Source organism: Kitasatospora sp. NPDC059462 (genome assembly GCF_042749955.1).
In the GTDB taxonomy this organism is placed as follows: domain Bacteria; phylum Actinomycetota; class Actinomycetes; order Streptomycetales; family Streptomycetaceae; genus Kitasatospora.
In genome coordinates this window covers 1-13,737 of record NZ_JBHYUU010000202.1, presented here as the reverse complement: position 1 = coordinate 13,737, position 13,737 = coordinate 1, and the positions used below count along the sequence as shown (strand labels likewise).

11 protein-coding genes are annotated in these 13,737 nt (G+C 76.0%); 3 read left to right on the top strand and 8 right to left on the bottom strand.

From position 1 onward, the window contains the following. Positions 1–106 precede the first annotated feature (106 nt). The 3 genes from der to ACFXAM_RS32980 form a co-directional block, all read right to left on the bottom strand. Positions 107–1,561: a ribosome biogenesis GTPase Der gene (der, locus tag ACFXAM_RS32990; protein ID WP_380296870.1), complete on the bottom strand. Its 1,455-nt coding sequence runs from the start codon at positions 1,559–1,561 to the stop codon at positions 107–109. Positions 1,562–1,748: 187 nt separating this feature from the next. Then, positions 1,749–2,462 carry a (d)CMP kinase gene (gene cmk / locus ACFXAM_RS32985; RefSeq protein ID WP_380296869.1) on the bottom strand — a complete coding sequence of 238 codons (714 nt, stop codon included), beginning with the start codon at positions 2,460–2,462 and terminating at the stop codon, positions 1,749–1,751. Positions 2,463–2,786: 324 nt separating this feature from the next. Beyond that, entirely contained in the window at positions 2,787–3,872 is a 1,086-nt protein-coding gene (locus ACFXAM_RS32980) for a prephenate dehydrogenase (RefSeq protein ID WP_380296868.1), read from the bottom strand. Positions 3,873–4,147: 275 nt separating this feature from the next. Here ACFXAM_RS32980 and ACFXAM_RS32975 point away from each other — a divergent pair, with 275 nt between their 5' ends. The 3 genes from ACFXAM_RS32975 (at position 4,148) to ACFXAM_RS32965 (ending at position 8,544) form a co-directional block, all read left to right on the top strand. Beyond that, a complete protein-coding gene (locus tag ACFXAM_RS32975; protein ID WP_380296866.1) occupies positions 4,148–6,508 on the top strand; it encodes a DUF4139 domain-containing protein in 2,361 nt (786 codons plus the stop codon). Between the two features lie 3 nt (positions 6,509–6,511). Further along, on the top strand, positions 6,512–8,083 hold the full coding sequence (locus ACFXAM_RS32970; RefSeq protein ID WP_380296864.1) for a DUF4139 domain-containing protein: 1,572 nt from the start codon (positions 6,512–6,514) through the stop codon (positions 8,081–8,083). 98 nt (positions 8,084–8,181) lie between these two features. Then, positions 8,182–8,544: a DUF952 domain-containing protein gene (locus tag ACFXAM_RS32965; protein ID WP_380296862.1), complete on the top strand. Its 363-nt coding sequence runs from the start codon at positions 8,182–8,184 to the stop codon at positions 8,542–8,544. 112 nt (positions 8,545–8,656) lie between these two features. Here the strand turns inward: ACFXAM_RS32965 and ACFXAM_RS32960 are convergent, their stop codons facing one another. The 5 genes from ACFXAM_RS32960 to ACFXAM_RS32940 form a co-directional block, all read right to left on the bottom strand. Then, a complete protein-coding gene (locus ACFXAM_RS32960; RefSeq protein ID WP_380296860.1) occupies positions 8,657–9,640 on the bottom strand; it encodes a transcriptional regulator in 984 nt (327 codons plus the stop codon). Positions 9,641–9,892: 252 nt separating this feature from the next. Then, entirely contained in the window at positions 9,893–11,128 is a 1,236-nt protein-coding gene (locus ACFXAM_RS32955; protein ID WP_380296858.1) for a pseudouridine synthase, read from the bottom strand. 63 nt (positions 11,129–11,191) lie between these two features. Then, entirely contained in the window at positions 11,192–11,785 is a 594-nt protein-coding gene (locus ACFXAM_RS32950) for an SMC-Scp complex subunit ScpB (RefSeq protein ID WP_380296872.1), read from the bottom strand. A 278-nt stretch (positions 11,786–12,063) separates the two neighbouring features. Beyond that, a complete protein-coding gene (locus tag ACFXAM_RS32945) occupies positions 12,064–12,990 on the bottom strand; it encodes a segregation and condensation protein A (RefSeq protein ID WP_380296856.1) in 927 nt (308 codons plus the stop codon). 206 nt (positions 12,991–13,196) lie between these two features. Next, positions 13,197–13,737: hypothetical protein (locus tag ACFXAM_RS32940; RefSeq protein ID WP_380296854.1), on the bottom strand; the 541-nt coding region annotated here is incomplete at its 5' end.

The following is a 13,737-nucleotide window of genomic DNA, read 5'->3' as shown; positions in this document are numbered from 1 at the left end:
CCCCTGCCGGGGGCGTGGGGGGGGCCCCGCTTGTCGCGGCGCCGCGCCCGGCGGCGCGCGCCCCCGGCGGCCGCGCCGGCCCCCCTTCCGCAGCTGCTGCCGCGTCCTACTTCTTCTTGCGCTTCTCCCGCACGCGCACCGAGATCGAGATCGGCGTGCCGACGAAGCCGAACTCCTCGCGCAGCCGGCGCTCGATGAACCGGCGGTAGCCCGCCTCCAGGAAGCCCGAGGCGAACAGCACGAAGCGCGGCGGACGGGTGCCCGCCTGGGTGCCGAACAGGATGCGCGGCTGCTTGCCGCCCCGGATCGGGTGCGGGTGGGCGGCCACCAGCTCGCCGAGGAAGGCGTTCAGCCGGGCGGTGGTGATCCGGGTCTCCCAGCCCGCCAGCGCGGTCTCGATCGCCGGGACGAGCTTCTCCATGTGCCGGCCGGTCTTCGCCGAGACGTTGACCCGGGGGGCCCACTGCACCTGGACGAGGTCGCGCTCGATCTCGCGCTCCAGGTAGTAGCGGCGCTCCTCGTCGAGCTGGTCCCACTTGTTGTAGGCGATGACGACGGCGCGCCCGGCCTCGACGGCCATCGAGATGATCCGGGTGTCCTGCTCGGCGAGGGTCTCGCTGGCGTCGACCAGGACGACCGCGACCTCGGCCTTCTCCAGCGCGGCGGCGGTGCGCAGCGAGGCGTAGAAGTCGGCGCCGGCGGTCAGGTGGACCCGGCGGCGGATGCCGGCGGTGTCGACGAACTTCCAGGTCTTGCCGCCGAGCTCGATCATCTCGTCGACCGGGTCGCGGGTGGTGCCGGCCAGCTCGTTGACGACCACCCGCTCCTCGCCGGCGACCTTGTTGAGCAGGCTGGACTTGCCGACGTTCGGCCGGCCGATCAGCGCGATGCGGCGCGGGCCGCCGGGGGCGGCGTCGCCGAAGGTCTGCGGCGGGGCCTCGGGCAGCGCGGCCATCACGGCGTCGAGCAGGTCACCGGAGCCGCGGCCGTGCAGGGCGGAGACCGGGAACGGCTCGCCGAGGCCGAGCGACCAGAGGTAGGCGGCCTCGGCCTCGGTGGACGGGCCGTCGACCTTGTTGGCACAGAGCACGGTCGGCTTGCCGGCCCGGCGGATGATCTTGATCAGGGCTTCGTCGGTGTCGGTGGCGCCGACGGTGGCGTCGACCACGAACAGCACCGCGTCGGCCTGCTCGATGCCGAGCTCGGCCTGGGCGGCGACCATGGCGTCGATGCCGAGGACGTCGATCTCCCAGCCGCCGGTGTCGACGACCTTGAAGCGGCGGCCGTTCCAGGCGGCCTCGTAGGTCACGCGGTCGCGGGTGACGCCGGGCTTGTCCTCGACGACCGCCTCGCGGCGGCCGATGATGCGGTTGACGAGGGTCGACTTGCCGACGTTCGGGCGGCCGACGACGGCCAGCACCGGCAGCGGGGCGTGGCTGCCGTCGCCGAGGCCGTCGACGTCGTCGAGGTCGAAGCCCTCCTCGGCGGCGAGCGCCATGAACTCGGCGTACTCGGAGGCGTCCAGCTCGCCGTGGCCGGCGGTGGAGTGCTCTGCGGTCATGTTCGTACTGTCCGTTTCCCGGCCCGGCCCTTCCCAGGGACGTGCCGTGCGTACCTGCCCCTCCGGGGCAGCGCGAATGGTTCCGGGTGCCACCATGGCACCCCGTTCATCAGATGATCGGCTTTTACTCGTTCCGGACGGCCGGACCGTCCCCGACGGCCTGGCCGTCCCGGGCGGCCGGTCCGCGTCAGACGAGCGCGGCCCCGGCCCGCTCCGCCACCAGTGCGGTGATCCGATCGATCACCTGCTCCAGGGTGAGCGCGCTGGTGTCCACCAGGACCGCGTCCACGGCCTGGGTGAGCGGCGCGGTGGCCCGCGAGGAGTCCGCCGCGTCCCGGCGCGCCAGGTCGGCGGCCATCGCGGTGATGGTCGCCTCGTCGACGCCCTTGGCCCGCAGCTCGGCGGCCCGGCGCTCGGCGCGGGCCGTCTCGGAGGCGGTCAGGAAGATCTTGACGGTGGCGTCCGGGAAGACCACGCTCCCCATGTCCCGGCCCTCGGCGACGATGCCGCGGGCGGCGACCCCGGCGCAGCCGCGCTGCAGCTCGACCAGCCGGGTGCGCACCGCCGGCACCGCGGCGACGGCACTGACGTGCGCAGTCACCTCGGGGCCGCGGATCGGGCCGGCGACGTCCCGGCCGTCCACGGTGATGGTCGGGCCGTCCGCGTCCGTACCGGACACGATCACCGGCTTGCCGCACGCGACGGCCACCGCCTCCGGGTCGTTGACGTCGACGTCGTTGGCCAGCATCCACCAGGTCATCGCCCGGTACATGGCACCGGTGTCCAGGAAGCTCAGGCCAAGTCGGGCGGCGACCGCCCGGGAGACGGTCGACTTGCCGGAGCCGGAGGGTCCGTCGATGGCGACGACGACCGGGGCGTGCGCTCGGTCGGCAGTGTCCACGGCGCGAACCTCTCTCTGATCTCTGAGCACGGCAGCCCGCAGTACGGGGATGCCGGGGATGGTCTCCCTCAAGGTTAATGGACCGCCGCCCCACCCGGACCCGCCGGTGACCGGCCCGCTCCGCCCTTGCCGGACCCGCCGCTCCTGGCAGGCACCGCACGGCATCGCGAGCACCGTGCGGTATCGCGAGCACCGCTAGGACAGCGAGCACCGTGCGCACACCGAGCACACGCCGCCAGAACAACGAGCAGCGCCATAACGGCGAGCGCCGCCACAAGCAGCGAGCAGTGCCACAACCACGAGCACCGCCACAACCGCAGGACGTCAGTCCCGCACGCTCCACCCGCTCGCCCGCAGCGCCGCCGTCAGCGGACGCACCGCCGTCGGCGCCACCGACAGCTGGACGAAACCCACCTGCTGCCCGGTCGAGTGCTCGATGTCGACGTCCTCGATGTTCACGCCCGCCGCACCGACCTCGCCGAACAGCCGGCCGAGCTCGCCGGGCTGGTCGCCGAGGACGACGGCGACCGTCTCGTACCGGGTGGGCGGCGCCCCGTGCTTGCCGGGGATCCGCGCCTGGCCGGTGTTGCCGCGCCGCATGACCGCCGTGATGCCCGCGGCGCCGTCCTGCCGCTCGGCCTCCTCGGCGGCCTGGAGGGCGCGCAGCGCGGTGACGGTCTCGCCGAGGTCGGCGGCGACCTCCTCCAGCACGTCGGCGACCGCACCGGCGTTGGCGGAGAGGATGTCCACCCACATCGCGGGGTTGGAGGCGGCGATCCGGGTCACGTCGCGCACGCCCTGGCCGGAGAGCCTTATGGCGGTCTCGTCGGCGTTCTCCAGCCGGGCGGCGACCAGCGAGGAGAGCAGCTGGGGAGCGTGCGAGACCAGGGCGACCGCACGGTCGTGCGCCGCGGCGTCCATGACGATCGGCACGGCCCCGCAGAGCGCGACCAGTTCGAGGACGGCGTTCAGCGTGTCGGTGTCGGTGTCGGGGGTGGGGGTGAGCACCCACGGCCGGCCCTCGAAGAGGTCGGCACGGGCGGCCAGCGGTCCGGAGCGCTCGCGCCCGGCCATCGGGTGGCCGCCGATGTAGTGGGTAGTGTCACAGCCGAGCGCGGCGACCTCGGCGCGCGGACCGGCCTTCACACTGGCGACGTCGGTGTAGCAGCGCGCCAGCCCGCGGCGCTGGCAGTCGGCGAGCACCTTGCCGACCAGCGCCGGCGGGACGGCGATGATCGCGAGGTCGACGGGCCCGTCGGCGGGCTCGGTGATCCCCGCGCCCAGCGAGGCGGCGGTGCGGGCGGCGTCCGGGTCGGCGTCCTCCAGATGGACGGTCAGACCCCGTCCGGTGAGGGCGAGCGCGGCGGAGGTGCCGATGAGTCCGGTACCGACGACGGCGGCTGTGCGCATGGCGGGGTGGCTCTCCTCACGGAACTGCGCGGAACACGGTCGACTGCGACACGGTCACCCGCGGGGAGCGGGTCGGCCCCCATCCTCCCCCATCACCGCCACCGCCCGTACCGCAACCGCACCACCGCCCCCGGCCGTCCCCCCTCACGCGGCCCGCGCCACCGGGCACCCGCACGCCGAGCACCCGCACACCGCGCACGGCGGAAACCGGCGCCGCGGGCGCCCCCGCACGGCAGGATGGGCCGCCGACGGTACGCGACGAAGGGGTTGGCCGGGTGAACGATCAACACAGCAGCGACCAGCATCGACCGCACGACGACGACGGCGGCGCCGGGGGAACCGGCGAGCCCGTCCCCGCCCCGGCCGTGCCCTCGGCCCCCTCGGTCCTGGACTCCGTGGTCGTCCACGCGGCCGGCGCGGTCTGCCGCCGGCGGGCCCGGGCGGCCCTGCCTCCGGGCGGACGGCTCCGGCTGACCGGCCTGCCCGACGGGCTCGACCCGCGCTCGCTGCGCGCCCGGGTGCTCGCCGGCCCGGCCGGCACCGCCGTCACCGAGGCCCGCCTGGAGGTCGTCGCCGAACTCCGCGAGCCCTCCGAACTCCCCGAGCTGCGCCGAAGCTTGGACGCCGCCGAGGAACACGGCGAAGCCCTGCGCGAGCAGCACCGGCTGGTCCTCGCCGCGATCGCCGAGACCTCCGCGCTGCGCGCCGTCCCCCCGCCGCGCCACCGTGACGAACCGCTGCGCCGCACGCCCGCCGACGCCTGGCTGGAGCTCGCCGAGTTCGTCGACGAGCGTCTCACCGGCCTCCACGAGCGCGCCGGGCGGCTCGCCCAGGAGATCGAAGTCGCCGACCACGAGTTCCAGGTGCTGGCCGACCGGCTCGCCCGGCTGTCCTCCGCGGAGCGGCACGAGAGCGTCGGGACCACGACGACCGCCCTGCTCACCCTCACCACCCCCGGGCCCCAGGGCTCCCCCTCCGGGCCGGACCCCGAAACCTCGCCGGACCCCCAGGCCGGGCCGGACCCCGAAACCCGGCAGGCCCCCGAAACCCCGCAAGCCCCCGAAACCCCGGCGGCCCACGAAACCCTGCTGGACCTCGAACTGGAGTACACCGTCCAGGCCGCCCGCTGGGTGCCCTCCTACCGGCTCGCCTACCGCCAGGGCGCCGACACCGGCCACCTCCTGCTGCGCGCCTCCGTCGCCCAGCAGACCGGCGAGGACTGGACGGGCGTGCGCCTCGCCCTCTCCACCGCCGACCTCGACCGCCGCACCGACCTGCCCAAGCTGCGCTCGCTGCGGATCGGCCGCAGCCAGCCCGCCCCGCCGCCCTCCGGCTGGCGCGAGCCCCCGCCCGGTCTGGCCGGCCTGTTCACCGGCTACGACGCGGCCGGCCCCCGCCCGGTGCCGCACCACCCGCACCACCCCCGCCGGGCGGCCGGCGGGCCCGGCGGCCCCGGCGTCGCCCTGGCCAGCGCCGAACCCCGGCTCTCCGCCCCGATCAGCCCCGCCGTCCCGACGCCGACCCCGCTCCCGCCGCCGTCCGCCGCACCCGCGCCGCAGCCCCCGGGCGGACTCGCCCGCGCCCGCGCCCGCACCGGCGGCCTCCGCTCGGCCGACGAGGCGGGCGGACCGGGCGGCCCGGGCGGCCCTGGCGGATCCGGCACGCCCGCCGAGCCGGGCGCCGTCCTCGGCTACGGCGCACCCCCGCCCGCCCCCGGCTCCCCGGCCCCCGGCGCCGCCTTCGCCGAGACGGAGCTCGCCCGGTTCGCCGCCCCCGCGCCGTTCACGCCCCCGCCCGGCCCGCCGGTCCCGGACGGGACGCTGCTCGACTACCCCGCCCTGGAGCTGTCCGGCCCGGACGCCCCCGCCGACCGCCGCGGCACCCTGCACCACCCCGACCGTCCCCACCACCCCGACCGTCCGCACCACTTCGGCCACCCGGCCCCCGGCCTGACCCGCCTCCCGCTGCCGCACCACGCCGTGCCGCCGCGCGTCTCGGCCGGCTCCTTCGACCACCGCTTCGACGCCGTCGCACCCGCCGACCTGCCCTCCGACGCCACCTGGCACACCGTCACGATCGGCGAGATCCCGGTCAGCGTGAGCCCCGAGTACGTCACCGTGCCCGCCGTCGAGGAGCGGGTCTACGCCACCCTGGTGATCACCAACGCCACCGCACAGGCCGTGCTCGCCGGACCGGTCGAGGTGACCGTCGACGAGGAGTTCCTGCTGACCGCCGCCCTGCCCACGCTCGCCCCCGGCGGTGTGCGCCGACTGGGCATCGGTGTCGCCGAGTCGGTCGAGGTGACGCGCCGTACCGAGCTGCGCGAGTCCACCGCGGGCATGCTGAACAGCAGCACCGTGCTCGACCACCGGGTGCACGTCGAACTGGCCAACCGGCTCGGCCGCCCGGTCACCGTCGAGGTCCGCGAACGGGTACCGGTCAGCTCCGACGCCGACATCCGGATCGAGGAACGGCCCGGCTGGCACGCACCGGACGAACCGTCCACCGAGTGCCCGCCCAGCACCCGGCTCCGGCGGGTCGAGCTGCCGCCGGGCGGCCGGGCCGAGCTGGACGGCGGCTACCAGATCAGAATCCCGGCCGGAAAGGCCATCGTCGGCGGAAACCGGAGGAACTGAACGATGAGCACCACCCCCCTCCCCGTCACCCCGCGTCCCACGGCGCCGCTGCCCGTCACCGCCGTCACCTGCCTGGAGGACCGCGCCCAGGTCGAGCGCACCGCCACCGCGGAGCTGACGGCCGGCGTCCAACGGCTGCGCCTGGGCCCGCTCACCGCACTCGCCGTCGACCACACCCTGCGCGCCGAGTCGGACACCCCGGGCGTGCGCGTCCTGGACGCCCGGATCACCCGGGTCTGGACGCCCCGCGCCCCGCTGCCGCCCGGCCCGGAGGACTCCGAGCTGCGCCACCGCCTGCACGCGCTGGACGAGCGCCGCCGCGCCGAGGACCAGCTCGCCGACCGGCTGGAGGCCCGGCTGGCACTGCTCGCCCAGCTCGCCGCCGACCTGCTGCGCGAGGTCGGCGAGGGCGCCGGCGTCGGTGAGGTGGAACGCACCCGCTGGCACCGCGAGCTGAACCGGGTCGACGCCGAGCGCGAGCGCGCGGCCGAGGACCTGCGCGCCGCCCGTCACCGGCTGCGCGCGCTGGAGAAGGAGCGCGGCGCGGCGCTCACCGCCGTCGAGCAGGCCGAGGAGGAGCCCGCCGAACTGCTCGCCCACCTGGACCTGACCGTCGAGGCCCGGGAGGCCGGGCCCGCCCGGCTGACCGTGAGTCACCTGGTGCCGTGCGCCCTGTGGCGGCCGTCCTACCGGGCCACCCTGGCCGAGGGCGTGCTGCGGCTGGACTCCGAGGCGGTGGTCTGGCAGCGCACCGGGGAGGCCTGGACCGGCGCCCGGCTGACCTTCTCCACCGCCCGCTCCGCCCTCGCCACCGAGCCGCCCGCGCTCGCCGAGGACGTGCTGACGCTGCGCGAGCGCACCTCCGGGGAACGGCGCACCGTCGAGGTGGAGCTGCGCGAGGAGACGATCTCCGAGCTCCGCCCGGACGGTGTGCTGCCGGGCGTGGACGACGGCGGCGAGGTGCGGGTGCTGACCGCCCCGGCGCCGGCCACCGTGCCCTCCGACGGCCGGGCGCACCGGGTGCCGCTGGGCTCCTTCGAGGCGACGGCGCACAGCGAGTACGCCTGCGCGCCGGAGCTGTCGCCGCTGGTCACCCAGGTGGTCCGGTTCCGCAGCACGGCCGGGCACCCGCTGCTCGCGGGGCCGGTCGAGCTGGTCCGCGGCAGCGGGTTCACCGGGCGCGGACGGCTGCCGTTCACCGCGCCGGGCGCCGACGCGGAGCTGTCCTTCGGCAGTTCGGACGGCTACCGGGTGGTGCGCGAGACCGACGAGCGCCGTTCGACGGCGGGGCTGGGCCAGCGGTCGGTGACCACCCGCACGGTGCGGCTGCACCTGTCGCGGTTCTCCGGTCCGGAGGAGCGGGACGAGCAGGTGGTCGCGGTGCGCGAGCGGGTGCCGGTCTCCGAGGTGTCGGCGGTGGAGGTGCGGCTGCGCAAGGAGGAGTGCTCGCCCGCGCCGGACGCCTTCGACGCCGAGGGCGTCGTGCGCTGGGACGTCCCGCTCGGTCCGGGCGCCCGCCGCACGCTGACCCTGGTGTACGAGGTGTCCGCCTCCGGGAAGGTGGCGGGCCTCTAGGGATGGTCCTCCCGGCGCCCGGGACTCCGCCCGGGCGTCGCGAACCGCCGGGCCCGGGCGCCCGCCCGGGCCCGGCCGGAGCGGGTACAACAGGAAGCATGATCCTGCACCTAGCCCCCCTGGACGACTGGCTGGCCGACCCGGGCCGGCCGTACGCGACCGCCTCGCTGCTCACCGACGGGTTCATCCACTGCTCGGCCGACGAGCAGACCGCGCTCGCCGTGGCCAACGCCTTCTTCGCCGACGCCCGCGAACCGCTGATGGTGCTGCTGATCGAGGAGTCGCTGGTGGAACCGATGGTCAAGTGGGAGGCCCCGCACGGCGGCCCGCCGCCCGGGGCGACCCCCGGTGTGCTGTTCCCGCACATCTACGGGCGGCTGAACCGCACGGCGGTGGTCGGCCTGGAGAAGGTCGAGCGCGGTCCGGACGGCCGCTGGGCCGCCCTCTCCCCCTGGAGCTGACCCCGCACGGCCCCGCCCTCCGCCACGGCCCCGCCCCCGGACGGCCCCGGGGCAGCCCCGGCGGGCCCCGGCGGGCCCCGGCGGGTCCCGGGGCAGCCCCGGCGGCGCGGGGCTACAGCCAGCCCCGCTCCCGGGCCGCCATCCCGGCCTGGAAGCGGGTGGTGGCGCCCAGTTCGCGCATCAGCGACTGCAGCCGGCGCTGGGTGGTCCGGGCGCTCCAGCCGAGCGAACGAGCGATCGACTCGTCGGTGAGGCCGGCCGCCAGCAGCCCGAGCAGCTTGCGGTGGTCGGCCTCCGGCTCCAGCGTCCCGTCGCCCGCGCCGATCGCGGCCTGCAGCTGGACGGCCCGCTCCCACTCCGCCTCGAACAGCGTGTCCAGCGCCTGGAGGAGCGCCGAGGGGTGGATGACGTAGGCGGCGTCGAGGACGCTGTCGCCGACGCTGATCGGGATGATCGCCATCCGGTCGTCCGACATGACCATCTTCATCGGGAGCACCGGCCGCACCCGGGCCTCCTCGCCGTCGGCGACCCCGACCAGGATGTTCTTCTCCAGCCGGCCGGGCCAGGCCACCGCCTCCCGGTCGTAGACGGTCCGGAACCGCACGCCCTCCTTCAGCCGCTGCCGTTGCAGCGGGATGTTGGCCACCGGGTCCTGGATGTAGGGCGGGCGGTCGAAGCCGCGGATCTGGTACTGGCTGGTCCCGGTGATGTGCTCCAGCCGCTGGGCGATGGCCTCGGCACCGGTCAGCACCTCGACCGAGTGCGCCGGGTCGGTGTAGCGCGAGGCCTCCCGGAAGGCGTCCATGAGCCGGTGCATCTCGGCCCGGGCGTGGCGCAGTTCGGACTCCCGGTGGCCGATCAGCGTGCCGATGGCGACGTCCGGGGCGACCGGCAGGAACCGCTGCCGGTCCACCGGGGCCCGGGTGGCCATGCCCTGCTGGGCGAGCCGGTCCAGGGCCCGCAGGCTCTGCTGGAGGGTCAGGTCGCAGAAGACGGCGAGGTCCTCGGCCGTCGACTGCGGGTTGGCCACCAGCGCCGCGTAGACCCGCCCGTCCGGTCCGGCCAGTCCCAGAGCGCTGAGTGGTGCATCGGACACGGCGTCGCTCCCCGTTCGCCTCTCGCCCCGCGCCGGGTGGCGCACTCCCGCCACCCGGCGGGTCGTGGACAGGTGGCAATCCTCGGCCACGGATCATCGGGCTGACAAGGCGATCACCGTCGATGCGGTCCGCTTCACAGCAGGACCCGCCGAACGACGGAGGGCCTCCCCGCCACTCGGCGGGGAGGCCCGGGGTGAACCGTCCGGCACGGCGCGACGGCGGCCGTCCGTGACAGACCGACTACAGACCGACTACAGACCGACCTCGCGCATCAGCTGGCCGACCTCGGGGTTGGTCAGCCGGCGCAGCCAGCCGGACTTCTGGTCGCCGAGCGCGATCGGGCCGAAGTGGGTGCGCACCAGCTTCTCGACCGGGAAGCCCGCCTCCGACAGCATCCGGCGGACGATGTGCTTGCGGCCCTCGTGCAGGGTCACCTCGACCAGGTAGTTCTTGCCGACGTTCGAGACGACCTTGAAGCTGTCGGCGCGGGCGTAGCCGTCCTCCAGCTCGATGCCCTTGGCGAGCTGCTTGCCCAGGTCGCGCGGGATCGGGCCCTGGATGGCGGCCAGGTAGGTCTTGGTCACGCCGTAGCGGGGGTGGGTGAGGCGGTGGGCCAGCTCGCCGTGGTTGGTGAGCAGGATGATGCCCTCAGTCTCGGTGTCCAGGCGGCCGACGTGGAACAGCCGGGTCTCCCGGTTGGTCACGTAGTCGCCGAGGCACTGGCGGCCGTCCGGGTCCTCCATGGTGGAGACCACGCCGGCCGGCTTGTTCAGGGCGAAGAACAGGTAGGACTGGGTGGCGACGGTCAGGCCGTCCACCTTGATCTCGTCCTTCTGCGGGTCGACCCGCTTGCCCTGCTCGGTGACCCGCTTGCCGTTGACCTCGACCCGGCCCTGGTCGATCAGCTCCTCGCAGGCGCGACGGCTGCCGACGCCGGCCCGGGCCAGCACCTTCTGCAGGCGCTCGCCCTCGGGCTCGCCGAAGGTCTTGGGGAGCTTCACGGCCGGCTTGTCGTGCCGGGCCAGCACCGCGTCCTCGATCCGGGCCTGCAGCTCGCGCGAGCGCTGCGGCTGGCGCCGGGGGTCGCCCGGGGCGCCCTGGCCCTCGCGGCGCGGCCGCGGGGCGGGGCCGGGACGGCGCCCGGAGAAGCCGCCGCGGGCCGGGGTGGCGTTGGGGCCGCCGCCGTACTCGGGGCGGTCGTACTTGCGCTCCTCGGGCCGCAGCGGGCGGTCCGGGTAGCGGCGGTCGTCCCTGCGGTCGTCCCGACGGCTGTCGCGACGGTCGTCGCGGCCGTACGAGCCCGAGCCGCCGCGCGGGGCCGAGCCGCCCCGGCCGCCGCCGGAGGCGCCGCCGTACGAACCCCCGCGCGCGCCGGAGCCACCGCGGCCCGAGCCACCCCCGTAGGAGCCGCCCCGGCCGCCCCCGCCCTGTCCGCCGCGACCGCTGCCGCCGCCGCTGCTGTTCCTGCCGTTGCCACTGCTACGCATCAAAGTGTCCGTACGTCGTTACCGTCTGGGCTGTGCGGTCGTTTCGGCCGACCTCACCGCCCCCTACCGATCGGGCGCAGCCCGACCGGCCTCGCCACTGCCGTCCGCGGCCTGCGCGGCAGCGGCGGCGACCGCCTCCGCGATCATCGTGCCCTCCAGGGACTCCGCTTCCACGTCGTCGACCTCGGGCAGGAAGGGAGCGAGCTCCGGCAGCTCGTCCAGGCCGCGGAGCCCCATCCGTTCCAGGAAGTAGTTCGTCGTCCGATACAGGATCGCACCTGTTTCGGGCTCGGATCCGGCCTCTTCCACCAGTCCTCGCTGTACCAGGGTACGCATCACACCGTCACAGTTCACACCGCGGACGGCCGAGACCCGCGATCTGGACACCGGCTGCCGGTACGCGACCACCGCCAGGGTCTCCAGCGCGGCCTGGGTCAGCCGGGCTTGCTGGCCGTCCAGGACGAAGCGGTCGACGGCCGGGGCGCAGGCCGCACGGCTGTAGAAGCGCCAGCCGCCGGCCACCAGCCGCAGGTCGAAGCCCCGCCCCTGGGCGGTGTACTCGGCGGACAGCTCGCGCAGGGCCGCCGCCACCTCCGTGCGCGGGCGTTCCAGCACCGACGCCAGGTGGGTCTCGTCGGCCGGTTCGTCGACGATCATCAGGATCGCCTCCAGTTCGGCCCGCAGCCCGGGCCCGTCGTCCACCACCGGCACCGGCACCGGCACGGACTCCGGCCCCGGCCCGGCCTCCGGTTCCGGCCCCGGCTCCGGCCCGGCCTCCGGTACGGGCTCCGGCTCCGGCCCGGCCTCCGGCTCCGCCGCCACGCCCGCCGCCACGCCCTGCGCCGGTTCCAGCCACTCCCCGGCGCGCGGCTGCCCCGGCACCCCGAGCACCCGCCGGGCCGGCCGCCCGCCGCCCGTGCCGCCGTTCCCGGCCGTCATCGCCCGTCCTCCTCGCCCTTCGCCGCCCGCGCCGCGCCCTCGCCGGCCGGCCGGTCGAACTCGTCCGTCACGTCCACCACGCCCCGGTCCGCCTCCGCCACCCACCGCACCACGAGCTCGCCGAGCGCGTCCGGCTGCTCGAAGGCGAGCACCCGCTCCCGGTAGAGCTCCAGCAGGGCCAGGAACCGGGCGACCACGACCATGGTGTCCGGAGCGTCGGCGACCAGCCGCTGGAAGGTGGTCTCGCCCAGTTCGGTCAGCAGCCCGACCACCAGGCCCGCCTGCTCGCGCACGCTGACCGGCGGGGTGTGGATGTGGTCGACGTAGACGACCGGGCGGGGCTTGGGTGCCGTCGCCCGGGCGGCGAGCTCCGCGAGGCGTTCGGCGCCGACGCTGATCACGACCTCGGGCAGCAGCCCGGCGTGCCGGGGCTCCAGGCCGACGGTCCGGGGCCGCAGCATCAGCTCGGCGGCCCAGCGCTCGCCGAACAGCGCCGCGGCCCGCTTGTACGCCCGGTACTGCAGCAGCCGGGCGAAGAGCAGGTCACGCGCCTCCAGCAGGGCGAGGTCCTCGTCGTCCTCGACCTCGGCGGCGGGCAGCAGCCGGGCGGCCTTGAGGTCCAGCAGGGTGGCGGCGACGACCAGGAACTCGGTCGCCGCGTCGAGGTCCCAGTCCGGTCCCATGGCGCGGATGTGCGCCATGAACTCGTCGGTGACGGTCGCCAGCGCGATCTCGGTGACGTCCATCCGGTGCTTGGCGATCAGGCTCAGCAGCAGGTCGAACGGGCCCTCGAAGTTGTCCAGCCGGACCCGGAAGCCGCCCCGCGGCCCGTCCTCGGGCGCACCCGGCGTGCCCGGCGTGCCCGGCCCGGCCGCTCCAGCGGCGGCCTGGGCGACGACGGGACTCTCGGGCGTGCTCGGCATGACGGTCCATCTTCACCCGCCCGCGGCGCCCGCCCCGCACCGGGGCCCGCCGACACGCCGGACCGCACCGGACCGCCGGCCCCCACCGCGCCGCACCATGCCGCGCTGAACCGCCCTGAAGCATGCTGAACCGCACTGGAGCGCGCCGCACCGCCATCGGGCCGCACCGAACCTCCCCGGACCCCCCGCGGCCCCGAGGAACGCGTTCAGCGCCCGCGCAGCCGCCGCACCAGGATGCTCGCCTCGCCGCGCTGTTCCAGGTCCGCCAGCACCACCGCGATGGCCTCCCGGACGATCCGGCCGCGGTCCACCGCCAGGCCGTGCTCACCGCGGAGCACCAGCCGGGTGTGTTCGAGGTCCATCAGTTCCTCGGCGGACACGTACACGGTGATCTTCTCGTCGTGCCGCTCGCGCCCGGTCGGGCGGCGGGGGGCACGGCTGCGCGGACGGGGCCGGCCCGCGGCACCCGTCTGGTCCTCGGCCGCCCCGACGTGCTGGCGCGGCGCCGGGGCCGCGGGGCGGCCGCCCTGCGCGGCCTTGGCGGCGGCCGTCGTGGCGCCGCCCGGCGTCGTGGCACCCTGGCCGCCCGGCTGCGCGGGGGCGGGCACGGTGGCCGCTCCCTGGGCGCCCGCGGTGCGGCGCGGCGCGCGCCTGGCCGCCGTCCGGTCCCCGGCCGGCTCGGCTCCGCCCCCGGCGTGCTCCGGGCCCGCGCCGCCGAGGGCGGTGCCGGCCCCGCCGGTGACGTCG